We start from the raw sequence: 25277 nt of genomic DNA, 5'->3' as shown, positions 1-25277 counted from the left end.
ATACTTTGATGCTATATCCGACGGATGACCGCCAGGCAGGGGTCTTCCTATGTCGGCCAGCCGCGTTTGAACATGAGCGAAACCTGCAGACAGGCATGCACTGCCCCTCAAAAGGAGATGACGCTGTAGCTGAACTCGTTGGGTAGATGGGGGATGCCGTTGAGCGAGGTCTGTATCTGCACCCGATCGTCATCATGAACGACCAGCAATTGGTGCGGGCCGAGGGTGGTCACTCCTTCGGGCTTGTTGGCGAAGCGCAGCGGCGCACCATCGCTGCCTTCGACCAGCCGCGGCTTGCCTGGCTTGCCGTTTGCCCAAGGGACTTCCCAGAGATAGCCGCCAATACCGTGATCGTCTTTCATGCTGGTCACTGCATAGAAGCGATCATTGCTGAAACTGTCGAAAACCAGGCCGGAAAGCCCCATCAGGCGTGGTTCGCCAGGCACTGATGGGGTGGTATCGAGGATCTTGCGGAAGGTTCCGGTGAGTTCCATCACGTTGTGGTTGAAGCTGAAGGGCGCCGCGATCAGCAGGAATGCGTGGTCGGAGTCGCGTGAACTGTTGCCATGCTTGCGAATACCCATCACCAGCTGATTACCGGGAGCGACCGCGAGCGATTCGACCTTGAAGTAACCGGAGCCGACGGCCTCGCCGATCGTTTTGCGCAGGCTGATGGAACTGGTGATACCGCTGCGAGTGGTGGGCGCCAGGACCTTCGCCAGTTGCGCAGCGTCCGCCGGCCAATAGGCGATGGTGTTCAGCCTGTCGTCGCGTGGATCGTTCTTCGTGCCGCTTCGCATGAACGCGGTGCTGGCGATGATGTAATGGCCGTCCGAGGTGGCGGTCAGCGCTTCGAACTTGTCGGCGCCCTCGATTGCCGGGCTTTGCAGGTAGGTGGGCGGAGTGTCGTCGCTGATCTTGCCGTCTGCCAGAGGCAGGCTGAACAGTGCCGAGGGGCCTGCGCCTGGAATCGGTTTGTCGTTGGCCAACACCAGAGTCTCGGCAATGCGCACCACACCAGATACCTGACAGAGCGAGGTGCTGTCGCCGGGGGACATTCGCGTCCGCTCCAGGCATGGCGCGACATGGTGGGTGACCGAGCGTGCCGCCTGCTCGGAGGCGTCAGCGCCTGCACCCTGGCTGGCGACGCTGAGCAGCAGCGCTGTTGTGGTGGCAAGACGAGCGAGCATGGGAACGTTTCCTTGGATGGGAAGACGATCCGAGCCTAAAAGACCTTTCGCTTATGAGGAAACTGGCAGTTTTATCAGGTAGGTGCTGATAGAAGGAAGGTTTGGCCGAGCTTTGGCCGCGAGGACGGCCAGCCAACTGCCGTGGAAACTTCACCTTTGTGAGGGCGTTCAAGTGTCCGCTGCAGCCGGCTGCTCGGCAAAGTGCTAGGGCGCAGCTATCAGTGCGAGTGGCGTGGCATCCCACCTTCACGGGCGATCACGCGCATGTGAAGGGTCGCCGGTTCCAGGCAGCCGCCCGTGGACAACTGCCCCACCAGCTGGCGGTATAGCTCCTGCCATGGCGTCTGCGATGCCGGTAGGCTGGGTTTCCAGGCCGCTCGCCGACGTGCCACTTCATCGTCATCCACCAGCAGATCGACGCGGCGCTGGTTGAGATCTACGCGCAGCCAGTCGTTGGTCTGCAACAACGCCAGGCCCCCGCCAACCGCCGCTTCCGGTGACATGTTGAGGATCGACGGGCTGGCCGAGGTACCGCTCTGGCGACCGTCGCCCAAGCAGGGTAGTGAATCGATGCCCTTCTTGATCAGCGCCGCCGGTGGCGCCATGTTGACCACTTCTGCGCTACCCGGATAGCCCACGGTACCGGCACCCCGGATGACCAGGATGCAGCGCTCGTCGATGTCCAGCGTTGGATCGTCGATTCGTGCGTGGTAGTCCTCGGGGCCTTCGAACACGATCGCCCGGGCTTCGAAGCTGTTTTCCTTGCCCGGCTCGGCGAGGTAAGTCTTGCGGAAGGCGTCGCCGACCACTGACATCTTCATGATCGCGCTGTCGAAGAAGTTGCCGCTGAGCACGATGAATCCGGCGCTGTGCTTGAGCGGTTGCTCGAATGGCAGGATCACGTCGCGGTTGCTGGTAACGGTATCGCTGACCACCTCGCCGATGGATTTGCCGCTGACCGTGGCACAGTTCTCATGCAGGCGTTTGGCCTTGCGCAACTCGTGCATCACCGCAGGTACGCCGCCGGCACGATGGAAGCCCTCGCCCAGATACTTACCTGCCGGCATGCAGTTGACCAGCAGCGGTACGTCTTCACCGATGCGCTGCCAGTCATCGAGCGACAGCTCGATACCCATGTGCCTGGCGATAGCGATCAGGTGGGGCGGGCAGTTGCTCGAGGCGCCGAGGGCCGAAGCCACGGCGATGGCGTTCTCGAAAGCCTCTCGGGTCATGATCGACGACGGGCGTACATCCTGCAGTACCAGTTCGCAGATTCGCCTGCCGGTGGCGTAGGCCATTTGCCCGCGTTCGCGATAGGGGGCGGGGATACTGGCACAGCCTGGCAGCGACATGCCCAGTGCCTCGGCCAGGGCATTCATCGACAGCGCCGTGCCCATGGTGTTGCAATGGCCAACCGACGGCGAGGCCGCTGTGGTCATTTCCATGAAACCTTCGTAGTCGATCTCGCCCGCGGCCATCAGGTTGCGCGCATGCCACAACACCGTGCCCGAGCCGATCAACTGTCCCTTGTGGTGGCCGTCGAGCATCGGTCCGCCGGAGAGTACGATGGCCGGCAGGTCGGTAGTCGCAGCGGCCATGAGGCAGGCTGGGGTGGTCTTGTCGCAGCCAGTGGTGAGCACCACGCCGTCCAGCGGATAGCCATGGAGGATCTCCACCAGGCCCAGGTAGGCCAGGTTGCGGTCCAGTGCAGCGGTGGGACGGCGGCTCTGCTCGGCGATCGGGTGGACCGGAAATTCCATGGGGATGCCACCAGCGTCGCGGATCCCCGCCTTGACCCGCTGGGCGAGTTCGATGTGGTGCCGGTTGCAGGGCGTCAGGTCGCTGCCAGTCTGGGCGATACCGATGATCGGTCGCCCGGATTGCAGTTCGTCGCGGGTCAGGCCGTAGTTCATGTAGCGCTCGACATACAGCGCGGTCATGTCTGCATGGCTCGGATCATCGAACCATTGCTGGCTGCGCAGCGGGCGTTTCGGGGTGTCGGTCATGTGGTTCTCTCTTGTATTTATCGGCGTCGGTCAGCGCTGCAGCACACCGGTTTGTGCTGGGCCATGCATGAAGGAAGCACCGCTGCCCACCGCATCGTCCAGCGCGGTGAGGTCGCGGCCACGGGTTTCGGTCGACAGGCAGGTGCCGATCAGAGTCAGGCCAGTCAGGGCCAGGGTATAGAGGGCCAGCACCCAATAAGCGCCGCCTGCCAGACCCACCAGAAAAATCCCCAGAATCGGTGCAAGGCCGCCGGACAGCATGGCGCCGATTTCACGTGCCAGGGCCACGCCGGAGTAGCGGTAGCGGTTGCCGAACAGTTCGGTGAAGTGAGCGCATTGGGCGCCAAGCATGCTGTTGGCGGCGAGGGCAAAGCCACCGACCACGGCGATGCACACCAGCGTCGAATCACCGCTGTCGATCATCCACCAAGACGGGAAGGCCCACAATGCACCGAACAGGGCGCCACCTCGGTACACCACCAGCCGGCCGAAGCGGTCGGAGAGGGCGCCGAACAGGGGCGTGGTCAGCACGCTGAGCACGCTGGCTGCCAGCACGGCGTTGGTCCCGACGCTGGCCAGGTTGGCACCGTCCTGGCCCAGGTGGCGGCTGGCGAAGCCGGTCAGGAAAGCAATGGAAACCGTAGCGTAGAGCGTCGAGCAACCAGTTTCGGCCATGCGCATCAGGGTGGTCGCTGCCAAGGGACGGTGTGCATTGCGCAGAACGGCGCGCATGGGCGACTCGATGACCTGCTGGCTTTGGCTCAGTTGTTGAAACACCGGGCTTTCCTTGAGCTTCAGACGGATCCACACCGCCATGAAGATAAGTACCACGCTGGCCAGGAACGGTACTCGCCAGCCCCAGTCGAGCAGTTGCTCCTGGGTGAGAGAGGTCTGCATCACGCGGAAGGTGATGGTGGCCAGGGCCAGACCGCTGAACACCCCGATGAACGGCAGCGCGGCATAGAACCCTCGCCGCTCACGGGGTGCCAGTTCGGCCATCAGGGTCGCAGCACCGGTCTGCTCGGCTCCGGCACCGAAGCCCTGTAGCAGGCGCAGTAGCACCAGCAGCACAGCCCCGGTGGCGCCGGTCGGCAGCAGGCCGATCAGTGTAGTGGCCGTGCCCATCAGGGCGATCGTCAGCAACAGCACCAGTTTTCGACCCTTGCGGTCACCCAGCGAGCCAAAGAACAGCCCACCGAAGGGGCGCGCCAGGAAACCTGCACCGTAGGTGGCGAAACTGGCCAGCAGCGCCCCCGTCGTGCCCAGGGATGGGAAGAAGATATGGCCGAAAACCAGCGCCGAGGCCAGACCATAGATGGCGAAATCGTAGTACTCCAGGGCACTGCCAATGGCGCCGGTATAGATGGCCCGGCGCAGTTGACGGGGATCGGGGGAGGTATCCCGGGTTGGGGTATGCATGTTCTGCCTCGCTTCTTGTTGTTATGTGTACGGCGGTGCCCTGAAGGTCAGGGCTTGAGCAAGCCTCGTGCGGCCAGGTTGCGCATCAGCGCGGTCAGGCCAAAGGTCCAGGGAGCGGCCTGGTCGCTGGTAGTGACCCGGTTGCGCAGTTGACCCAGCAGCGGACTGGCGATGCGCACGTGATCACCGGGCTTGTGAGTGAAGCCGGCACCGGCCTGGTCGCGGTCCTCGGTCGGGGCGAACAGCGTGCCAAGGAACAGCACAAAGCCGTCCGGGTACTGGTGATTGTCATTCAAGGTCTGCCGAACCAGGTCTTCGGGGTCGCGACTGATCTGGTCCATGGAACTGCTGCCGAGCAGTTGGTAGCCGTCCTCGCCCACCACTTCCAGGTCGACCACGCAACGGCGCACCGCGTCCAGGTCGAAGGTTTCGTCGAAAAGGCGGATGAATGGGCCTATGGCACAGGAGGCGTTGTTGTCCTTGGCCTTGCTCAGAAGCAAGGCACTGCGCCCCTCGACGTCACGCAGGTTGACATCGTTGCCCAAGGTCGCGCCATGGATACGACCGCGACTGTCCACCGCCAGCACCACTTCAGGTTCAGGATTGTTCCATGCCGAATGCGGGTGCACACCGATCGCACTGCCGCTGCCGACCGCAGCCAGGACCGGAGCCTTGGTGAACACCTCGGCGTCCGGGCCAATGCCGACCTCCAGGTACTGCGACCACATGCCCTGCTCGATGAGCAATGCCTTCAAGTCCATGGCTTGCTGCGAGCCGGGTCGAACCGCACGCAGGTTATCGCCGATCACCGAACGAACGGTGGCGCGCACGGCCTCGGCCTTGCTGGCATCGCCACCGGCCTGCTCCTCGATTACCCGTTCGATCATGCTGGCGGCGAACGTCACGCCCGCGGCCTTGATCACCTGCAGGTCGACCGGCGCAAGCAGATAGGGTTGGTTGGCGTCGAACGCTTCGCCGCTGTTGCCCAGCAGCGCCTCGACGCTGCCCAGGAAGCGGCCGGGGGTACTGTGCACCGCCTGCACTGGATCTTCGTTTTCAAGCAACTGGCTGAGGGTGGCGAAGCGCTCTGACAGGTCGAACACGCCGTCGGTGCGTAGGGTGATCAACGAAGGACCGCCAGGTTCGCCTGGGGTCCAGGCACGACCGATCAAGGTTCCGGTCAGGCCGTCCTCGGGCAGGGTATTGGCGGGAGTGAGCGTCATCGGCATGGCATCAAAGTCTCTTTGGATCTGGAGAGCTGCACGCTAGGTAAGCCACGCGATAAACTCCAATGGCATCTTTTCACTATTCGATAACATCAGGTTATTGCACCAAAGGTGGATTCCATGTCGGACCTGTCCTTCTCCCACGTCTGTAACTGGCTCAAGTTTCGGCACCTGTTGCTCATCGATACCTTGGGGCGCACGCACAACATGCACCTGGCGGCCCAGCAGATGAATCTCAGCCAGCCGGCGATCAGCAAGATGCTCAAGGAAATCGAGAATCTCCTGGGCTTCGCGCTGTTCGAACGATTGCCTCGAAGCATGCCGCCCACGGCATTGGGCGAGCAGGTGGTGCGCTATGCCCAGATCGCGCTCAACGATGCGCGCAACTTCGTCGACCAGATCGACAACCTGCGCCAGGGTGGCCATGGTCATTTGAAGGTGGGTGGCATCTTCGCCGCCACTGCGGTAGCGCTGCCCGATGCCATCGTCGAGATCAAGCAGCGCAAACCCTTGTTGTCGATCGAGGTGGTGGAACAAACCAGCGATCACCTGATGGCCATGCTCGAAGACAAGCACCTGCACTTGGCCGTGGCCCGCTTTACCGATGTCTCGCAGCACCAGCGCTTCGACTTCCAGCCACTGGCACCCGAGCCGTTCTGCTTCGTGGTCAACGATCAGCATCCCTTGAGTGCGGTTGGGCCGGTGACGCTTGCGCAGTTGCTGGAGTGGCCCTGGATTCTCTATCCCAAGGGCACGCCGATTCGCGGGCGCATGGAGCGTGCCTTCGCTGAAGCGGGGGTGGCGGTGCCACGCAACACCATCGATACCATCTCCATGCAGACCTTCCTCAAGGTGCTGCTTGGCGGACCGATGATCGGCATGCTGCCCCAGGCGATGGTCGAGCCGCACCTGGCCAGCGGTGTGTTGGTCAACCTCGACACGCCGCTGCATCTGACCCCTCAGGATTACGGGATCCTGACTCGCAAAGGCGAGCCCTTGAGCGGTGCGGCGTTGGAGTTTGCCGAGATTCTCGTGGCCAATGCGGGACGTGGACAGGAGAACTGATAACAAAGCGTTATCGGATGATCCCTAAAAGCCATTGGGCAAGAATCGCAGAGCCGCCTAGATTAGCGCCCATCTCTTTCGCAACGCCAAGGGTGCATCCATGACTTCATTCGCAGGTCAACAATTCATCGGCGGGGTTCGCCGCGCTACCGGTCAGGCCACGTTGCATAGTGTCGATGCACGCACCGGCCAAGTGATGCCCGGGGCGTTCCATCAGGCAACGGATGCGGAAGTGGACGCCGCCGCGCTGGCTGCTGCGGCTGCCTATCCAACCTACCGGGCCCTTTCCGCTGGACGTCGGGCCGATTTTCTCGACGCCATTGCCGAGGCGTTGGATGCCTTGGGCGCCGATTTCATCGAGACCGTTTGCCGTGAAACGGCACTGCCACCTGCCCGCATTCAGGGCGAGCGCGCACGTACCAGTGGCCAGCTACGACTATTTGCCACGGTGCTGCGTCGGGGTGATTTTGCCGGTGCGCGTATCGACCGGGCGCAACCCCAGCGGACTCCACTGCCACGCCCGGACATCCGTCAATGCCGCATGGGCTTGGGTCCGGTAGCGGTATTTGGCGCCAGCAATTTCCCTCTGGCGTTCTCCACAGCCGGTGGAGATACCGCCGCCGCATTGGCCGCGGGCTGCCCGGTGGTGTTCAAGGCGCACAGCGGCCACATGGCCACGGCGCAGTGGGTCGCTGAAGCCATTGTCGCCGCTGCCGAACGCTGCGACATGCCAGCGGGCGTTTTCAATATGGTCTTTGGTGCTGCAGTCGGCGAAGCGTTGGTCAAGCACCCTGCCATCCAGGCCGTCGGCTTCACTGGCTCGCTCAAGGGGGGCCGAGCATTGTGTGACATGGCGGCGGCGCGACCACAGCCGATCCCGGTGTTTGCTGAGATGAGCAGCATCAACCCGGTGCTCGTGTTGCCCGCGGCACTCGCTGCCCGTGGCGAAACCGTGGCCCGAGAATTGGCCGCTTCGGTGGTGCTGGGCTGTGGACAGTTTTGCACCAACCCGGGCTTGGTGCTGGGCGTACGCTCCCCTGAATTCAGTGCCTTCGTCGAGCACTTGCGTGTGCAGATGGCCGGCCAGGCGCCGCAGACCATGCTCAACCGCGGCACGCTGGCCAGTTATGCCCGCGGTGTGGCCGCGCTCAAGGGGCTGACGGGCGTCCGTCATCTTGCGGGTGGTGAACAGCAGGGTGATCAGGCCTGGCCGCAATTGTTCCGGGCTGATGTGCAGCTGTTGTTGGACGGTGAGCCCTTGCTGCAGGAAGAGGTCTTCGGCCCCGCCACGGTGGTGGTCGAGCTGGCCGACCAGGCCCAGTTGCTGGCTGCACTGCACGCTCTGGGCGGACAACTGACCGCGACCTTGATCGGCGAAGCGCATGACTTCGCAGAGGCTGCCCCGCTGGTGGCAGTACTTGAGCAGAAAGCTGGCCGGGTGCTGGTCAACGGCTATCCGACCGGTGTCGAGGTGTGCGACGCCATGGTCCACGGTGGCCCGTATCCGGCCACCTCCGACAGCCGTGGCACTTCGGTCGGAACCCTGTCGATCGACCGTTTCCTGCGCCCGGTGTGCTACCAGAACTTCCCCGATGCGCTGCTGCCCGAGGCGCTGCGCGATGCCAACCCCCTGGGGCTGCTGCGCCTGATCGATGGCCAGCCCAGCCGCGACCCGATTCGCTAACGCACTACCGCCGGACGCGGTCGCGTCCGGCGCTCTTTCGATAACAACAATCAGGCATGCACGACATGTCGAGAGGCTTGGCCATGACTCATCAAACTGTCGACCCCGCCAGCGATCAGGCTTTTGAAGATCGCACCTACCGCAAGGTCATCTTGCGTATCCTGCCGGTCCTGCTGCTGTGCTACATGGCGGCCTACCTGGACCGGGTCAACATCGGTTTTGCCAAGTTGAGCATGCTCGACGACCTGCAATTCAGCAACACCGTGTACGCGCTGGGCGCCAGCGTGTTCTTCTGGGGCTACTTCCTGTTCGAGGTACCCAGCAATTTGCTGCTGCATCGCTACGGCGCGCGGTTCTGGATCGCCCGCATCATGCTGAGCTGGGCCATCATCTCCATGGCCGTGGCGTTCACCCAGCCACTGGCGGCGTTCTTCCACCTCGAGTCCAGCACCATGTTCTATGTGCTGCGTTTTCTGCTTGGTATCTGCGAGGCCGGTTTCTTTCCAGGCGTGATCCTGTATCTGAACTACTGGTTCCCGACCCATCGGCAGAGCCGGGTGATGTCCGGTTTCCTGATGGCGATGCCGGTCAGCCTGACCCTGGGCGGCGTACTTTCGGGCTGGCTGATGACCAGTCTGGATGGCTGGCACGACATGGCTGGCTGGCAGTGGATGCTGCTGATCGAAGGCGTGCCTTCGGTAATCATGGCAGTGGTGGTGTTTACCTGCCTGTGCGACAACATCGATAAGGCCGGCTGGCTGTCGGACGCCGAAAAGCGACTGCTCAAGTCCAATCTGCAGCAAGAAGAGCATGGCAAGGTCTCGCGTCTGGGCGAGGTGTTCTTCAGCCCGCGGGTTTGGTTGTTGGTGTTCATTCTGCTGACGTTCAACACGGGCTTCTATGGCCTGGCCTTCTGGATGCCGTCGATCATCAAGAGTGCCGGCGTCAACAGTAGCCTGGAGATCGGCCTACTGACTGCCATCCCCTATGGCGTTGCGGTGATTGCCATGTTCCTCAACGCACGCCACTCCAACCGCACGGGCGAGCGCCGCCTGCATGCTGCGGTACCAGCGTTCATCGGCGGCTGCGGGCTGATTCTCAGTGCGGCGTTCTCCGGCAATGTCGTGCTGTCGATCTTGTTCCTGACGGTGGCCGCCTCCGGTGTGCTCAGTCTGATGCCGATCTACTGGACACTGCCGGGCACGGTGCTGTCAGGGGTGGCCGCGGCTGCGGGCATCGGCATGATCAACGCCATCGGTAACCTGTCAGGATTCACCGGTTCGATGATCACCGCCGTGGCGGAAAACCTCACCGGTGACATCAACAACGGCACCTACGTGCTCGGCTTGTGCCTGTTCATCAGTGGCGCGCTGATTTTGGCGATCCCGGCAGCCATGCTTGGGCGTCCGAAGTCGCAATCGGATTCGCGTTTGGAACTGGAGGCTGCATGAACGGAGCGTACCAACCGGCTCTGTTGATGCTCGCGCCGTTGTTGGCCGAGCATGAGACCCGTCTGGCCGAACGCTTCGTGCTGGTACGCGCATACGATGCCGATGCCCGCCAGGCGCTGCTGGCCGAGCGGCCCGAGCGCTTCGCGGCATTGGTCACCAATGGCGTGCAGGGCGTGCCACCTTTGCTCATGGCGGCATTGCCCAAGCTGTCGCTGATTGCGGTCAATGGCGTGGGAGTCGATGCCATCGACCTGGAGCAGGCGCGCCTGCGGGGGATTCGTGTCAGCACGACCGATGACATCCTCACCGATGCGGTGGCCGACCAAGCCGTAGCGCTGCTGTTGGCATTGTTGCGCCAGGTGTGCCTGGCCGACCGTTTCGTGCGGGCGGGCCACTGGCGCCAGGGCGGCTTCCCACGCCTGGGGACCAGCCTGCGCGGGCAACGGGTGGGCATCATTGGCCTGGGCCGCATCGGTACGGCAATCGCCGAGCGTTTGCGGCCCTTCGGCGTCGAACTGGCTTACCACAACCGACGGGCACTGGCCGGCTGCGAGCATACCTACCATGACGACCCACGTAGCCTGGCCGCGGCCAGCGACATTTTACTGGTGGCGGCAGCGGGTGGTGCGGGCTCCCGGCACCTGGTCGATGCCCAGGTACTGGAAGCGCTCGGTGCAGAAGGCGTACTGGTGAACGTGGCGCGTGGCAGCGTGGTCGACGAGGACGAACTGGTGGCGCGGTTGAGCGATGGTCGGCTCGGCGGCGCTGCGCTGGATGTGTTCGCCGACGAACCCCTGGTGCCCGAGGCACTGTTGGCCTTGGACAATGTGGTGCTGCAACCGCACCTGGGCAGCGCAACGCTGCAGACGCGGCGAGCGATGGCCGATCATGTGGTGCGTGTGGTGCTGGGAGGGTAGAACCGTACAACGCAGGTGCCGAGCGGGCTTGTCCGCGAAGCAGACACCGGGGTGCCAACGAGAATATGGCAGGCTCCACAGCGTCGATTGCCTGCGGAGCTGCCATGGGGGACGGCTCACCCGATGATCAAGGACGTTACACCATCATGCCGGGCGCACGGTCACCGGCCTCGCTCGGCGGTAGAGCATCGTCGTTGCGGTAAAACCGCACACGGCGGCGAACATCAACCAGAACGCCGGGGAGGCTTTGTCGCCTGTCGCCTGTACCAGCAGCGTCGACACCGCTGGCGTGAATCCACCGAACAGCGCCGTGGCCAGGCTGAAAGCCAGGGAGAATCCGACCACCCGCACATTCTGTGGCATGACCTCGGTCAGCGCGGCGACCATGGCGCCGTTGTACATGCCGAAGAAGAAGGAGAAATACAGCAACACCGCGAGCAATCGTTCGAAGCTCGCAGCTTCGGCCAACCAGTGCATGGCAGGGTAGGCGGTGAAGATGCACAGCAGCGAGATCGCCAGCAGCAGCGGTCTTCGACCGATCCGATCGGAGAGGCTGCCACCGATGGGCAACCAGATGAAATTGCTCACCCCCACCAGCAACGTAACCACCAGGCTGTCGGTAGTGCTCAGGTGCAGCACGGTCTTGCCGAAGGTCGGTGTGTAAACCGTGATCAGATAGAACGTGGTGGTGGTCATCGAGGCCAGCAAGCCGCCGGCCAATACCGTCCGCCAGTTTTCGCGCATCGAGCGGAACACTTCTGCGGCGCTTGGATGGTGTTTGCGCATCTTGAACGCTTCGGTTTCCTGCAGCGAGCGACGGATGATGAAAATGAACGGGATGATCACGCAGCCGACGAAAAACGGAATGCGCCAGCCCCACGCGGCCACTTCGGTTGCTGCCATGGCGGCATTGAGCGTGTAACCCAGAGCCGCCGCCACCACGATCGCCACTTGCTGGCTTGCCGACTGCCAGCTGGTATAGAAGCCAACATGGCCGGGGGTGGAAATTTCCGAGAGGTACACCGAAACCCCGCCCATTTCAGCGCCCGCTGAAAAGCCCTGCAGCAATCGCCCCAGCAAAACCAGTAGCGGCGCCAGTAGACCGATGCTGGCATAGCCCGGCACCAGGGCGATCAGCACGGTTCCGGCGGCCATGATCGACAGTGTCACGATCAGGCCTTTACGCCGACCCACCTTGTCTATGTAAGCCCCCAAAACGATGGCGCCCAGGGGCCTCATCAAGAATCCCGAGCCGAACACGGCGAAGGTCATCATCAATGATGCGAACTCACTGCTGGCAGGGAAGAACGTCTGGGAAATGTAGGTCGCATAGAAGCCGAACAGAAAGAAGTCGAACTGTTCGAGGAAGTTGCCGCTGGTGACCCGAAGGATGGCGCCCAGCTTGGCCCCCCTCGTTTGCGTTGTTGTTTTCATCATGGCTACCGTTGTGCTCGATTTTGTTGTTATTGAAGGTGAATGCGGCGTTCAGTCGCTCCCGGCGTCGACCGGGTTGGGTTGGCGTTTTTCGATGGCGTACTTGAGCAGTGCCGCGCTGCGGAAGATGCCGTGGGCGAACTTGCTGTAGGGCATGGTCAGGAAGAACGCCATGACCAGGCCCAGGTGAATGGCCAACAGCAGGCCGAGGGCGGCCGTTTCGCGAAACGCCAGCAGGCTCAGACCGCTAGCGCTGATCAGGAACAGCAGGGCAATGAAGCCGCGATCCATCGGCTTTTGCTGGGCGTCACCCTGGGCTTCGTTGCGGCGCAGGTTCAGGTAGAGCAGCCCGGCAGGACCTACCAGCAGACCCAAGCCACCCGTGATGCCCAGCAGCACCGGCACGCTGAGCACGGGGTAGGGTGCCGCCATGCCCAGCAGATAGTGGTAGAGCGTGGCGCAGGCGGTGGCTGCGAGGCAGAGCAAGAAGCCGTAGAAGGTCAGGTGGTGAAAGCGCCGGCGCCACAGGGTGAAGCGGTCATCGGCGTTGTTGCAGCCTTGGCCATGGCCGCCATCCAGGTACTTGAGACGGGCGACGCTGGCGGTCGCTTCCAGTGCTGCCGAGCTTTTCAGCGTGACATGGGCGGCGGGGGGCGAGACATCGCGCCAGAATCTGCGCACCCCCATGCCGAGAGCAATCAGTGCGAATCCGAACACCGCGCCGAACATCAGCGCCAGGGTGTTGTGGGGGAAGATTCCGTAGAAGTTGCCGCCGGGCATTGCGCTGAACAAATTGCCCATGGCCAGCAGGCTCAAGCACAGGAACAGCACCAGACCGAAACCGGACGCCAATGCCAGGGTCAGGCCGTTGCGTTGGTACAAGCGGCCCATGGCGCGTGGCCAGGCGTATTCGCTGTAGGTGTCGAGGCGGACCTTGGCCATGGCCTTGGGCACGTTGACCTCGAAGGCATGGGGCGCGGCGTACTGACAGGCATGCAGGCAGGCGCCGCAGTTGTGGCAGAGGTTGGCCAGGTAGTGGATATCCGCCTGGGCGAACTCCAGTCGGCGGGTCATGGCCGGGAACACCGCGCAGAAACCTTCGCAGTAGCGGCAGGCATTGCAGATGCTCATCTGCCGCTGGACTTCGGATTCCTGGACATTCAGTACCGGGATCAGTTGCTGGTTGGCGTTCGGATCAAACAGTTGCATGACGAGCCTCCATTGACTGGGTGCTGGCTGCAAAACCTGCGCTGGACGCCGCCTGGGCTCCTGCGATGCGGCCAAAGGCCGTGCCGATGGCCATGCCGATACCTGCGGTGTAGCCCTTGCCCAATACGTTACCGGCCATCATTTCTCCTGCGACGAACAGATTGCGGCTCGGCTTGCCGGCGAAATGCACGGCGGCGGTTTCGTCGGTGGCCAGGCCCAGATAGGTGAAGGTCACGCCCGGCTTCAGCGGATAGGCGTAGAACGGGGGCTTGACCAGTGGCCGCGCCCAGTGGCTCTTGGCAGGCGTCAGCCCTTGGGTGTGGCAATCGTCCAGGGCGGTATGGTCGAAGGTCCCGACCTGGCAGGCGCGGTTGAAATCCTCGATGGTCTGGATGAACTGCGTTTGCGGCAGGCCCAGCTTGCCGGCGAGGTCGGCCAGGGTATTGGCGCTGGTGCCTGGGAAAACCGGAGGCATGAAACGGCCGATGGCCTGTTGGTCGATGATCGAATACGCCTGTTGCCCGGGTTGCCCGGCCACCAGGCGGCCCCAGATGGCATAGCGCTTGGGCCAGAAATCCTCGCCCTCGTCGTAGAACCGCTCACCGTCCCGGTTGACCACCACTCCGAGGGACACGCAGTCGATACGGGTGCAGATACCGCCGTCATACAGCGGCGCGCGGGCGTCGATGGCGACCATGTGCGCTTGGGTCGGGTCACCGATGATGTCGGCGCCCAGTTCGCCCATGCGCTTGAGCAGAACGCCGGTATTGAACCGAGTGCCGCGGATCAGGAAATTGTCCGAGGGCCATTCCCCGCGTTCGTTCTGTCCCCAGGCTTGCCGCAGCCACTCGCGGTTGGACTCGAAACCGCCCGCAGCCAGCACGCAGGCCTTGGCAACGATGCGTTCGGCGGGCAGCCGTTGTCCGTCGACTTCGCGCTCGGCGAGGTGGGCGGCGACGAAACGATCGTGTTCAAGCTCGATATCGTGGACCTGGGCGTTATAGCGGATCTGCACGCCCAGCCGCTCGGCACTGCGATAGTAGGCATTGACCAACGCTTTGCCGCCGCCCATGAAAAACGCATTGGTCCGTGCGACATGCAGCGCGCCGGACAACGGCGGCTGGAAGTGGACGCCATGGGCGCGCATCCAGTCCCGGCAGTGGGACGAGGCGCGAATCGCGATGCGCGCCAGCTTCTCGTTGGTCAGGCCGCCGGTGACCTTGAGCAAATCCTGCCAGTACTCTTCCTCGGGATAGGCATCCACCAGCACGTCCTGCGGGGCATCGTGCATGCAGCGCAGGTTACGGGTGTGCTGCGAGTTGCCACCGCGCCAGGCTTTCGGTGCGCCTTCGAGCAGCATGACGCTGGCCCCGGCCTCACGTGCCATCAGCGCCGCGCAGAGGGCGGCGTTCCCCCCACCAATTACAAGAACATCGATCATTTTCGCTCCTCGGTCGCAAGGAGGCATGAACGAAGGGCCCCTTGCGGATGAGGGCAAGGTAGGAAAACCGTCGGCTTGTCGAAAGGCGCGCCCAGCTGTGGGGTATTTAGTTTTTCTAAAGGCTTCTGATGTCAGGCGCTCGGGTCGGCGATCCAGGTCGCGCCCGGCCACTGCTGCTCGGCGACCAGGCGTCCGGCGACGGCAACGATCACCCGACGCGCCGCCAGCGCGGCGGGCGAGAGTTCGTCGTCCGCCAGCGTCGCCAACAGGTTGCGCCGCCCAACGTGGGCGTCGCTGATCTGCGCGACGCGCAAGCCGGACTCGCCCTTGAGCGCTGCGGCGGCGCCTGGCTGAATGGTCGCGGCATGCCCGGCGCGCACAGCGTTCATCAGTACCGCCAGGCCATCGACCTCCATAGTGATGTTGGGTGCCAGGCCCGAGCGTTCGAAGGCCGCCATCAGCGTAGAGCGCAGGCCGTGTTGGGCGCTGGGCATGACCAGCGGCAACTGGCCGAGGTCTGCCAGTTGCACGCTGTCCTGGGCGAGCGCCAAGGCAAGGTGCGGTGGGCTGATGACGAACAGCTTCTCGTCGAGCAGCGGCGTCACGCTCCAGCGTTTGCCGCCCTCCAGCTGGAACAGGATGGCCAGGTCGATCTGCCGGGCATTGAGCTGCGCGGCCAGGTGCCCAGAGAGCATTTCGACCAGGTGCAACTGGATGTCGGGGTAGTGTTCCCGCATGGCGTTGATCAGCGGCAGGGCCAGGACCGTCGCGGTAGTCGGCGGGAGTCCGACGGTGACGTAACCGCTGCGCCGCCCACGATGGGCGGCCAGCACGGCGTTATCAGCCTGGCGCAGGCTCAATTGGGCATGATGCAGAAAGGCAACGCCGGCGCTGGTCGGGGTGACCCCGGTGGTGGTGCGATTGAGCAGTCGGGTGCTCAGTTCGTTCTCAAGCTTGGCAATCTGCTGGCTCAACGCCGAAACGCCGACATCCAGTTCGAGCGCAGCGCGACCCAGGCTGCCGTGTTCGATGATTTTGACGAAGTAACGCAGTTGCCTGAGTTCCAAGGGAAGCTCCAGAGGGGAAAACCAGCCGGGTAGAGTAGCTTGAATCGGACCTTGGACGCCTCTGCTTGGGATGTGTGGTGCCGCCCCACATTGTCAGCACTCTTCCGATAGGCGCTAATCGTTCAGGCATAAAAAAACCGACCATCAAGGTCGGTTCTTTCGGATTTGGTGCCCCGAGGGAGACTCGAACTCCCACTCCTTTCGAAAACGGATTTTGAATCCGCCGCGTCTACCAATTCCGCCATCAGGGCGTGTGGCGCGCAGTATAGAGAGGTGCTAAACGTCGGTCAATCGGGTTTCATGGTCAATTTTCACACATTGGGCTAAACTTCCCGACCCTGCCGAACCGAACATCATCATGCGCGTCGCCGATTTTTCCTTCGAACTCCCCGATTCCCTGATCGCCCGCCACCCTCTGGCCGAGCGCCATGGTAGCCGTCTGCTGGTCCTCGATGGGCCGAGCGGTGCGCTGGCGCACCAGCAATTCCCCGACCTGCTCGAGTACCTGCGCCCAGGTGACCTGATGGTGTTCAACAACACCCGGGTGATTCCGGCGCGGCTGTTCGGCCAGAAAGCCAGTGGCGGCAAACTCGAGGTGCTGGTCGAGCGTGTCCTCGACAGCCACCGGGTACTCGCCCACGTGCGCGCCAGCAAGGCGCCCAAGGTCGGTACGCAGATTCTCATCGACGGCGGTGGCGAGGCGGAAATGACCGCACGCCACGACACGCTGTTCGAACTGCGCTTCAGCGAAGAGGTGCTGCCGCTGCTCGACCGCGTCGGTCACATGCCGCTGCCGCCTTACATCGACCGCCCCGATGAGGGCGCCGACCGTGAGCGTTACCAGACCGTCTACGCCGAACGTGCCGGCGCGGTGGCCGCACCCACCGCAGGCCTGCATTTCGACGAAGCGCTGCTGGAAAAGATCGCCGCCAAGGGCGTGGAGCGTGCGTTCGTCACGCTCCACGTCGGTGCCGGTACCTTCCAGCCGGTGCGGGTCGACAAGATCGAAGACCACCATATGCACAAGGAATGGCTCGAAGTGAGCCAGGACGTCGTCGATGCCATCGAGGCCTGCCGTGCCCGTGGCGGGCGCGTGGTGGCAGTGGGAACCACCAGTGTTCGTTCGCTGGAAAGCGCGGCGCGCGATGGCGTGCTCAAGGCCTTCAGCGGCGACACCGATATCTTCATCTACCCGGGCCGGCCGTTCCATGTGGTCGATGCGTTGGTCACCAATTTCCATCTGCCGGAGTCCACGCTGCTGATGCTGGTCTCGGCCTTCGCCGGTTACCCTGAGACCATGGCCGCTTACGCGGCGGCGGTCGAGCAGGGTTACCGCTTCTTCAGTTACGGTGATGCCATGTTCATCACCCGCAATCCGGCGCCACGCGGCCCTGAGGATCAAGCATGAGTCGCACCTGTCGAATGTCCTTCGAACTGCTGGCCACCGACGGCAAGGCCCGTCGTGGCCGCCTGACCTTCCCGCGTGGCACGGTCGAGACCCCGGCGTTCATGCCGGTGGGCACCTATGGCACGGTCAAGGGCATGTTGCCGCGTGACATCGAGGCCATCGGTGCGGAAATCATCCTCGGCAACACCTTCCACCTGTGGCTGCGTCCGGGTACCGAGGTGATCAAGAAGCACAATGGCCTGCATGACTTCATGCAGTGGAAGGGCCCGATCCTTACCGATTCCGGTGGCTTCCAGGTGTTCAGCCTGGGCGCCATGCGCAAGATCAAGGAAGAAGGGGTGACCTTCGCCTCGCCGGTCGACGGCTCCAAGGTGTTCATGGGGCCTGAGGAATCGATGCAGGTCCAGCGTGATCTGGGTTCGGACATCGTCATGATTTTCGACGAATGCACTCCATATCCCGCCGAGCATGATGTGGCGCGTACGTCCATGGAGCTGTCGCTGCGTTGGGCTCAGCGTTCGAAGAACGCCCATGCGGACAACACCGCGGCGCTGTTCGGCATCGTCCAGGGCGGCATGTACCAGGACTTGCGCATGCGCTCGCTGGAGGCGCTGGAGAACGTCGGTTTCGATGGCTTGGCCATTGGCGGTCTTTCGGTGGGTGAGCCCAAGCACGAGATGATCAAGGTGCTCGACTACCTACCTGGCCAGATGCCGGCTGACAAACCTCGTTACCTTATGGGGGTAGGCAAACCGGAGGATCTGGTTGAGGGTGTGCGCCGCGGTGTCGACATGTTCGACTGCGTGATGCCGACGCGCAACGCACGCAATGGCCATTTGTTCGTCGACACAGGGGTGATCAAGATCCGCAACGCGTTCCATCGCCATGATGATTCGCCGCTGGATCCGACCTGTGATTGCTATACCTGCACCAACTTCTCCCGCGCTTATCTCCATCACCTGGACAAATGCGGCGAAATGTTGAGCAGCATGCTGAATACCATCCACAACTTGCGCCATTACCAGCGCTTGATGGCCGGTTTACGCGAGGCTATTCAACAGGGTAAATTGGCCGCCTTTGTCGACGCCTTCTATGCCAAGCGTGGGCTGCCTGTGCCGCCTTTGGACTGACTGTCCGCTCTTATAAACAACTTAGCAACTGGAGTGCCTAATGAGCTTCTTGATTCCCGCCGCCTACGCGGACGCTGCAGCACCTGCCGCTGGCCCAGCCGGTACCGGCTTCGAGTGGATCTTCCTGGTCGGTTTCCTGGTCATCTTCTACCTGATGATCTGGCGCCCGCAGGCCAAGCGTGCCAAAGAGCAGAAGAACCTGCTGAGCAACTTGCAAAAAGGCGATGAAGTTGTCACCAACGGCGGTATCGCCGGCAAGATCGTCAAGGTCGCCGACGACTTCGTAGTACTGGAAGTGTCCGACAATGTCGAACTGAAGTTCCAGAAGGGCGCCATCGCCGCGACCCTGCCTAAAGGCACGCTGAAGGCAATCTGAGTTACCGGTTTTATTTTTCCAGTCGGGGCGCGCAACGCGCCCCGCGTCTTGAACGGGCGGCGTGATGCTGAACAAATATCCTCTGTGGAAATACGCACTGATCGTGTTGGTTCTGGCGATCGGTTTTATTTATTCCGCACCCAACCTCTACCCGGATGACCCGGCGGTGCAGATCAGTGGTGCCAGTTCGGCGCTGCAGGTCACTCAGGCCGACCTCGACCGCGTCACCAAGGCACTGGCCGACGCCAAGATCACCGTCAAGGGCGCGAGCCTGGGCGAGAAGGGCAGTGGACTGGTACGCCTGACCAATCAGGAAGACCAACTGCCAGCCAAGGATGTCGTGCGCAAGGCACTGGGCGATGATTATGTCGTGGCCCTGAACCTGGCCCAGACCACTCCGCAATGGCTGCGCAACCTGGGGGCGAGCCCCATGAAGCTGGGTCTGGACCTGTCCGGTGGTGTGCACTTCCTGTTGGAAGTGGACATGGACAAGGCCATGACGGCCCGCATGAAAGTCTACGAAGGCGAGGTCAAGACCTTGCTGCGCAAAGAGCGCGTCCGCTACCGCAGCCTGCCGCAGCAGGACGGTGCTGTGATGCTGGGCTTCGCCGACGATGCTACCCGCGAACAGGCACGTGCCCTGATCCGCAAGAATTTCAATGATTTCGACCTGACCACCACTGAGCGCAACGACCTCGCCGTGCTGCGCCTGGCACTGACCCAGGCCAAGGTTGCCGAGATCCGCGAATACTCGATCAAGCAGAACCTCACCACCGTGCGCAACCGCGTGAACGAGCTGGGTGTGGCCGAGCCGCTGGTCCAGCGCCAGGGCGCCAACCGCATCGTGGTCGAGCTGCCAGGTGTGCAGGACACGGCCGAGGCCAAGCGTATTCTCGGCAAGACCGCGAACCTCGAGTTCCGCTTCGGTGCCGAACCGGGTGCGTCCAAGGCGACCACCGAGGTCTTCGAGTTCCGTGAAGGCGGCCGCTCCGCGGCGGTCGAGCGTGGCTTGATCATCACCGGTGACCAGGTCACCGACGCCCAGGCCAGCTTCGACGAGCATGGTCGTCCACAGGTGAACATCCGTCTCGACGGTCACGGTGGCGAGTTGATGAGCCGCGCTACCCGCAGCAATGTCGGGCGCAGCATGGCGGTGATCTTCATCGAGCAGAAGCCGGTCACTCGTTACGTCAAGCAGACTGTCGACGGTGTCGAGAAGGACGTCCCGGTCCAGAGCTTCCAGGAAGAGAAGAAGATCATCAGCCTGGCGACCATCCAGTCGCCGCTGGGCAGCCAATTCCGCATCACCGGCCTCAACGGTCAGGGTGAGTCGTCCGAGCTGGCGCTGCTGCTGCGTGCCGGTGGTCTGGCCGCGCCGATGTACTTCGCCGAAGAGCGCACCATCGGTCCAAGCCTGGGTGCCGACAACATCACCAAGGGTATCGATGCATCCCTGTGGGGCATGTTGTTCGTCTCGCTGTTCATCATCGCCATCTACCGTGGTTTCGGTGTGATCGCGACCGTCGCCCTGGCCGGTAACATGGTGCTGCTGCTGGCGCTGATGTCGCTGCTGGGTGCGACCCTGACCCTGCCGGGTATTGCCGGTATCGTCCTGACCATGGGTATGGCGGTGGACGCCAACGTGCTGATCTTCTCGCGGATCCGCGAAGAGATAAAGGCCGGCATGTCGGTGCAGCGCGCCATTCACGAAGGTTTCAGCCGCGCCTATACCGCGATCATCGACGCCAACCTGACCAGCTTGCTGGTGGGCGGTATCCTGTTCGCCATGGGCACAGGTCCGGTCAAGGGCTTTGCGGTCACCATGTCCCTCGGGATTTTCACCTCGATGTTCACCGCGGTCATGGTGACCCGCGCCATGGTCAACCTGACCTGTGGTGGGCGTGACATCAAGAAGCTGTGGATTTGAGGGAGCTGCGATGAAAACCATCAATTTCATGGGCGTGCGCAATGTTGCGTTCGCCGTCACCGTGCTCCTCACCGTGTTGGCGTTGTTCAGCTGGTGGCAAAAAGGCCTGAACTTCGGGCTGGACTTCACAGGCGGTACGCTGATCGAGCTGACCTATGAGCGACCGGCCGATCTCAAGTCCGTGCGCACCGAGTTGGTCGACGCTGGCTTCCACGAAGCCGTGGTGCAGAGCTTTGGCGCTACCACCGACCTGTTGGTGCGTATGCCGGGCGATGATCCGCAACTGGGCAACAAGGTTGCCGAGGCCTTGCAGAAAGCGGGTGGCGACAACCCGGCCACGGTCAAGCGTGTCGAATTCGTAGGCCCGCAGGTGGGGGAAGAGCTGCGTGACCAGGGTGGCCTGGGCATGCTGTTGGCGCTGGGAGGGGTGCTTATCTACCTGGCTTTCCGCTTCCAGTGGAAGTTCGCTGTGGGGGCGATTGTCTCGCTGATCCACGACGTGGTGGTCACCCTCGGGATCCTTTCGTTCTTCCAGATCAGTTTCGACCTGACGGTGCTGGCGGCGGTCCTGGCGATCATCGGTTACTCGCTCAACGACACCATCGTCGTGTTCGACCGGGTTCGTGAGAACTTCCGGGTCATGCGCAAGGCCTCTTTGATCGAGAACATCAACGTTTCGACTACCCAGACCCTACTGCGCACCATCGCCACCTCGGTGTCGACGCTGTTGGCGATCGGTGCGTTGTTGGTCTTCGGTGGCGACAATCTGTTTGGCTTCTCCCTGGCGCTGTTCATTGGCGTCATGGCGGGTACCTACTCCTCGATCTACATCGCCAACGTGGTGTTGATCTGGCTGAACCTGAACAGCGAAGACCTGATCCCGCCGGCGAAAACCGAGGGTGTGGACGATCGTCCGTAAAGGGCTTTTCGTACACCGCCTGACGGCAAAAAAGGCGCAAGTGCTGAACTTGCGCCTTTTTTTTCGCTCCAAGGCAGGGAGAAGGCGGGCCAGTTCCCGCGGCAAGTTCAGGAGGTTCATGTGAATAAGTCAATGCTGGTAGGTGCGGTGCTGGGGGCTGTGGCTGTCACGGCTGGAGGTGCTGTGGCGACCTACAGCTTGGTCAAGAAGGGCCCTGAATACGCCCAGGTCACCGACGTGCAACCGATCAAGCAGCAAGTGAAGACCCCGCGTGAGGTCTGCAAGGACGTGACCGTGACCCGTCAGGCGCCGGTCAAGGACCAGCACCAGATCGCAGGTACGGTAGTGGGCGCCCTTGCCGGCGGGCTGCTGGGTAACCAGATTGGTGGTGGTACCGGCAAGAAGATAGCTACGGTGGCCGGTGCGGTCGGTGGTGGCTATGCCGGTAACAAGGTGCAAGAGGGTATGCAGGAGCGTGATACCTATACCACTACGCAGACTCGCTGCAATACCGTCAACGACGTCAGCGAGAAGGTGGTGGGCTATAACGTCAAGTACACCCTCGGTGACAAGGTTGGGCAGGTGAAGATGGATCGCGAGCCGGGTTCGACGATTCCGGTGGACGAGAACGGTAGGTTGATCCTGAGTGAGGCTGGGCAGTGATTTGAATGCCTGGCAACGAGACAAAAAAAAGCACCCCTCGGGGTGCTTTTTTTGTCTGCAATCGGTGCTTAGCGTTTCATGTACTCGGGCAGATGTGGCTGGATGGCAGTCAGCACGGCCTTGAAGCACTTGATGTTGCCAGCGACGATGTGACCCTTCTCGAGGAAGTCGTGACCACCGTTGAAGTCGCTCACCAGGCCACCTGCCTCTTGAATCAGCAGCACGCCGGCTGCCATGTCCCATTCAGACAGACCCGACTCCCAGAAGGCGTCGAAGCGACCGGCGGCAACGTAGGCCAGGTCCAGGCTGGCGGAGCCTGCGCGGCGGATGCCGGCGGTCTGGCCAGTCAGGGCGCGGAACATGCCCAGATAGTTGTCCATGTCGGCCATCTGGTTGTCACGGAATGGGAAGCCGGTACCCAGCAGCGCGCCTTCCAGGCTGGTGCGCGAGCTGACGCGCAGGCGGCGACCATTGAGCTGAGCGCCACGGCCACGGCTGGCGGTGAATTCTTCCTGGCGAACCGGGTCGACGATCACGGCGTGTTCGAGGCGACCACGGTATTTGCAGGCGATGCTGACGGCGAAGTGCGGGATACCGCGCAGGAAGTTGGTGGTGCCATCGAGTGGGTCGATGATCCACAGGTAATCCTTGCCTTCCTCGCCGGTGCCGGCGTGCAGGCCGGTTTCCTCGCCCTGGATGGAGTGATTCGGGTAGGCCTTGCGCAGGGCGTTGACGATGCTCTGCTCGGCGGCGCGATCAACCTCGGAGACGTAGTCCTTTGCCTCTTTCTCGTCGACCTTGATGCTATCCAGGCGTTCGATGGAGCGGAAAATCAATTCACTGGCGCTGCGAGCGGCGCGCAGGGCGATATTCAGCATAGGCTGCATGGGCGGGTCACCTGGGATGTTAAAGAAGAAAGCCGCACATTCTAGCAGAAAACTTTGACGGCAGAAGTGCCACATTTGCTTTCGTGGCGTTACGCTGGTCGGTTCTGTAAGATCGTTTCCCCCTTTACCTGTATCTGTGAGCACAACACCTTGCTGCAAAATATTCGTGTTGTTCTGGTCAATACCAGCCACCCCGGCAACATCGGCGGCGCTGCACGTGCCATGAAAAACATGGGCTTGTCGCGCCTGGTGCTGGTGCAGCCGAAAGAATTCCCCGCCGCTGACGCGACCGCGCGCGCCTCGGGCGCCGACGACGTCCTGGCCAATGCCCAGGTGGTCGACAGCCTCGAGCAGGCGTTGGTCGGCTGTAGCCTGGTCATGGGCACCAGCGCCCGTGAGCGCAGCATTCCCTGGCCGCTGATCGACCCCCGGGAGTGTGGGGCCAAGGCGGTTGAGCATGCCATCGGCGGCGAGGAAATCGCCCTGGTGTTCGGCCGCGAGCACGCGGGCCTGACCAACGAAGAACTGCAGCGATGTCACTTCCACGTGCACATTCCGTCGAACCCCGACTTCAGCTCGCTCAACCTTGCCGCCGCGGTCCAGGTGCTCGCCTACGAGGTGCGCATGGCCTGGCTGGCGGCCGAGGGCGCGCCTTCCAAGGTCGAGAAGTTCGAAGCCAACTCGTTGCGCAGCAACGAGCCGGCGACCATGGACGAGATGGAGCTGTTCTATGAACACCTGGAGAAAACCCTGGTGGGCATCGGCTTCCTTGACCCCGAGAAGCCCAAGCACCTGATGCCGCGTCTGCGTCGGCTGTACGGGCGCAGCGCGGTCAATCGTTCGGAAATGAGCATTTTGCGTGGCATCCTCACCGAGACCCAGAAAGTCGCACGGGGCGAGCCGCATAAACGGAAGGACTGACAGATGTTCGAGCGTCTGCGTGAAGATATCCAAAGCGTTTTTCATCGTGATCCGGCGGCGCGCAATGCGTTCGAGGTGCTCACCTGCTACCCCGGCATGCACGCGATCTGGTTGCATCGCCTTGGGCATGCGCTGTGGAAGCGCGATTTCAAGTGGCTGGCACGCCTGGTGTCGAACTTCGGTCGCTGGATGACCGGGATCGAGATTCATCCCGGCGCGACCATCGGTCGCCGCTTCTTCATCGATCACGGCATGGGGATCGTCATCGGTGAGACCGCTGAGATCGGTGACGATGTCACCCTATACCAAGGTGTGACCCTTGGCGGTACCAGCTGGAACAAGGGCAAGCGTCACCCGACCCTCGAGAACGGCGTGGTGGTCGGTGCCGGGGCCAAGGTGCTCGGCCCCTTCACCGTCGGTGCCGGGGCCAAGATCGGTTCCAATGCCGTCGTCACCAAGGCGGTACCGGCCGGCGCCACGGCGGTGGGCATCCCCGGGCGGATCATCGTCAAGAGCGACAGCGAGGTCGAGGCCAAGCGCAAGGCCATGGCCGAGAAGATCGGCTTCGACGCCTACGGCGTGAGCGGCGATATGCCCGACCCGGTGGCACGCGCCATCGGTCAGATGCTCGATCATCTGCAGGCGGTGGACGAGCGACTTGAAGGCATGTGCGGTGCGTTGACCAAGATGGGCAGCGACTATTGCGCCAAGGAGCTGCCGGCGCTGCCTGAGGATGACTTCGCCGAAGAGGCGCAAGCTGCGCAGCGCGACACTCAGTCGCATTGATCGCGCCGCGGTGGCGGCTCGGTGACATATGGGGCGTGTGCTCACGCCCCATTGCTGCTACAATCGCGCCCGCCTCCCCCATGCAAACCCGACTAAAGCAGTAGGTCTAATAGTTGACTTAAATGCTCGGGAATCGCATACTCGCTCACAT

The 25277-nt window shown here is 62.6% G+C and carries 21 protein-coding genes and 1 tRNA gene; 12 read left to right on the top strand and 10 right to left on the bottom strand.

The annotated features are described in order from the left end of the window. Positions 1-107: 107 nt before the first annotated feature. The 4 genes from E2H86_RS08275 to E2H86_RS08260 all read right to left on the bottom strand — a co-directional run bounded on the left by E2H86_RS08275 (position 108) and on the right by E2H86_RS08260 (position 5844). A complete protein-coding gene (locus tag E2H86_RS08275) occupies positions 108-1190 on the bottom strand; it encodes a hypothetical protein (RefSeq protein WP_133326547.1) in 1083 nt (360 codons plus the stop codon). Positions 1191-1408: 218 nt separating this feature from the next. After that, the gene (locus E2H86_RS08270) at positions 1409-3196 is read right to left on the bottom strand and encodes an IlvD/Edd family dehydratase (protein WP_133326545.1); all 1788 of its coding nucleotides are present in this window, start codon (positions 3194-3196) and stop codon (positions 1409-1411) included. A 30-nt stretch (positions 3197-3226) separates the two neighbouring features. Continuing rightward, positions 3227-4615: an MFS transporter gene (locus E2H86_RS08265; protein ID WP_133326543.1), complete on the bottom strand. Its 1389-nt coding sequence runs from the start codon at positions 4613-4615 to the stop codon at positions 3227-3229. Between the two features lie 47 nt (positions 4616-4662). Further along, positions 4663-5844 (bottom strand): fumarylacetoacetate hydrolase family protein, encoded by a 1182-nt coding sequence (locus E2H86_RS08260; RefSeq protein WP_133326541.1) that lies wholly within the window; start codon positions 5842-5844, stop codon positions 4663-4665. 117 nt (positions 5845-5961) lie between these two features. Here E2H86_RS08260 and E2H86_RS08255 point away from each other — a divergent pair, with 117 nt between their 5' ends. From E2H86_RS08255 to E2H86_RS08240, 4 genes are all read left to right on the top strand, one after another. Beyond that, complete coding sequence (locus E2H86_RS08255; protein ID WP_133326539.1) at positions 5962-6906, top strand: LysR family transcriptional regulator; 945 nt, start codon at positions 5962-5964, stop codon at positions 6904-6906. Positions 6907-7006: 100 nt separating this feature from the next. Beyond that, positions 7007-8590, top strand: coding sequence for an aldehyde dehydrogenase (NADP(+)) (locus E2H86_RS08250; RefSeq protein ID WP_133326537.1), 1584 nt, complete (start codon positions 7007-7009; stop codon positions 8588-8590). A gap of 83 nt (positions 8591-8673) precedes the next feature. Continuing rightward, complete coding sequence (locus E2H86_RS08245; RefSeq protein WP_230385289.1) at positions 8674-10041, top strand: MFS transporter; 1368 nt, start codon at positions 8674-8676, stop codon at positions 10039-10041. Beyond that, on the top strand, positions 10038-10958 hold the full coding sequence (locus E2H86_RS08240) for a 2-hydroxyacid dehydrogenase (RefSeq protein WP_133326533.1): 921 nt from the start codon (positions 10038-10040) through the stop codon (positions 10956-10958). The genes E2H86_RS08245 and E2H86_RS08240 overlap by 4 nt, the downstream gene beginning before the upstream one ends. A 144-nt stretch (positions 10959-11102) precedes the next feature. Here the strand turns inward: E2H86_RS08240 and E2H86_RS08235 are convergent, their stop codons facing one another. The 5 genes from E2H86_RS08235 to E2H86_RS08215 all read right to left on the bottom strand — a co-directional run bounded on the left by E2H86_RS08235 (position 11103) and on the right by E2H86_RS08215 (position 16360). Continuing rightward, complete coding sequence (locus E2H86_RS08235; RefSeq protein WP_133326531.1) at positions 11103-12395, bottom strand: MFS transporter; 1293 nt, start codon at positions 12393-12395, stop codon at positions 11103-11105. Between the two features lie 48 nt (positions 12396-12443). Next, positions 12444-13601 (bottom strand): tricarballylate utilization 4Fe-4S protein TcuB, encoded by a 1158-nt coding sequence (tcuB, locus tag E2H86_RS08230; protein ID WP_133326529.1) that lies wholly within the window; start codon positions 13599-13601, stop codon positions 12444-12446. Then, positions 13588-15042 carry an FAD-dependent tricarballylate dehydrogenase TcuA gene (tcuA, locus tag E2H86_RS08225; RefSeq protein ID WP_133326527.1) on the bottom strand — a complete coding sequence of 485 codons (1455 nt, stop codon included), beginning with the start codon at positions 15040-15042 and terminating at the stop codon, positions 13588-13590. The genes tcuB and tcuA overlap by 14 nt, the downstream gene beginning before the upstream one ends. 131 nt (positions 15043-15173) lie before the next feature. Then, positions 15174-16109, bottom strand: a complete 936-nt coding sequence (locus E2H86_RS08220) for a LysR family transcriptional regulator (RefSeq protein ID WP_133326525.1) — start codon at positions 16107-16109, stop codon at positions 15174-15176. A gap of 166 nt (positions 16110-16275) precedes the next feature. Next, a tRNA-Leu gene (locus E2H86_RS08215) sits at positions 16276-16360 on the bottom strand. A 107-nt stretch (positions 16361-16467) separates the two neighbouring features. On the opposite strand from E2H86_RS08215, the gene queA reads away from it, so the two are divergent. From queA to E2H86_RS08185, 6 genes are all read left to right on the top strand, one after another. Beyond that, positions 16468-17517 (top strand): tRNA preQ1(34) S-adenosylmethionine ribosyltransferase-isomerase QueA, encoded by a 1050-nt coding sequence (gene queA, locus E2H86_RS08210; protein ID WP_133326523.1) that lies wholly within the window; start codon positions 16468-16470, stop codon positions 17515-17517. Between the two features lie 14 nt (positions 17518-17531). Next, entirely contained in the window at positions 17532-18647 is a 1116-nt protein-coding gene (gene tgt / locus E2H86_RS08205) for a tRNA guanosine(34) transglycosylase Tgt (protein ID WP_165976043.1), read from the top strand. A 40-nt stretch (positions 18648-18687) separates the two neighbouring features. After that, on the top strand, positions 18688-19023 hold the full coding sequence (yajC, locus tag E2H86_RS08200; RefSeq protein WP_110735801.1) for a preprotein translocase subunit YajC: 336 nt from the start codon (positions 18688-18690) through the stop codon (positions 19021-19023). Between the two features lie 64 nt (positions 19024-19087). Continuing rightward, positions 19088-20950, top strand: coding sequence for a protein translocase subunit SecD (gene secD / locus E2H86_RS08195; RefSeq protein WP_133326519.1), 1863 nt, complete (start codon positions 19088-19090; stop codon positions 20948-20950). A 10-nt stretch (positions 20951-20960) separates the two neighbouring features. After that, positions 20961-21869 carry a protein translocase subunit SecF gene (gene secF, locus E2H86_RS08190; RefSeq protein WP_133326517.1) on the top strand — a complete coding sequence of 303 codons (909 nt, stop codon included), beginning with the start codon at positions 20961-20963 and terminating at the stop codon, positions 21867-21869. Positions 21870-21989: 120 nt separating this feature from the next. Beyond that, complete coding sequence (locus E2H86_RS08185; RefSeq protein WP_133326515.1) at positions 21990-22532, top strand: glycine zipper 2TM domain-containing protein; 543 nt, start codon at positions 21990-21992, stop codon at positions 22530-22532. Positions 22533-22600: 68 nt separating this feature from the next. On the opposite strand, the gene suhB is transcribed toward E2H86_RS08185, so the two are convergent. Next, positions 22601-23419 (bottom strand): type III secretion system regulator SuhB, encoded by an 819-nt coding sequence (gene suhB / locus E2H86_RS08180; RefSeq protein WP_133326513.1) that lies wholly within the window; start codon positions 23417-23419, stop codon positions 22601-22603. Between the two features lie 150 nt (positions 23420-23569). On the opposite strand from suhB, the gene trmJ reads away from it, so the two are divergent. After that, entirely contained in the window at positions 23570-24340 is a 771-nt protein-coding gene (trmJ, locus tag E2H86_RS08175) for a tRNA (cytosine(32)/uridine(32)-2'-O)-methyltransferase TrmJ (RefSeq protein ID WP_133326511.1), read from the top strand. 3 nt (positions 24341-24343) lie between these two features. Continuing rightward, entirely contained in the window at positions 24344-25126 is a 783-nt protein-coding gene (cysE, locus tag E2H86_RS08170) for a serine O-acetyltransferase (protein ID WP_133326509.1), read from the top strand. The last annotated feature ends 151 nt before the right edge of the window (positions 25127-25277 follow it).

Origin of the sequence: Pseudomonas putida (genome assembly GCF_004357765.1) — a bacterium.
Lineage (GTDB): Bacteria > Pseudomonadota > Gammaproteobacteria > Pseudomonadales > Pseudomonadaceae > Aquipseudomonas > Aquipseudomonas putida_U.
Note: the sequence above shows the minus strand (reverse complement) of the source record. Positions and strands in the feature narration are given on the sequence as shown.